The sequence below is a fragment of the Bacillus cereus group sp. N8 genome (assembly GCF_016483685.1).
GTDB classification, from domain to species: Bacteria; Bacillota; Bacilli; order Bacillales; family Bacillaceae_G; genus Bacillus_A; species Bacillus_A proteolyticus.
This window is the reverse complement of sequence record NZ_JAEHBK010000172.1, coordinates 1-266: the sequence shown is the minus strand read 5'-3', so window position 1 is coordinate 266 and position 266 is coordinate 1. Positions and strand designations below refer to the sequence as shown.

Here is a 266-nt window from a genome sequence, read left to right as displayed (position 1 = left end):
TGGGCCTAAATGGACTCGAACCATCGACCTCACGCTTATCAGGCGTGCGCTCTAACCAGCTGAGCTATAGGCCCATACAAATTGCAGGATTTATTTATATCATATCCTCATTTAAGAGTCAATACTGAATTGAACTCTCAAAACTAAACGAAAACGAAACACGGAAACTTATATTGATAAGCAGGGCTTATCAATTCTCCATAGAAAGGAGGTGATCCAGCCGCACCTTCCGATACGGCTACCTTGTTACGACTTCACCCCAATCA

General features: G+C 43.2%; 1 tRNA gene and 1 rRNA gene. Both read right to left on the bottom strand.

Going from position 1 to position 266, the window contains the following annotated elements:
* A tRNA-Ile gene (locus JDS80_RS30885) sits at positions 1 to 74 on the bottom strand.
* 130 nt (positions 75 to 204) lie between these two features.
* A 16S ribosomal RNA gene (locus JDS80_RS30880) occupies positions 205 to 266 on the bottom strand; the annotation flags it as partial.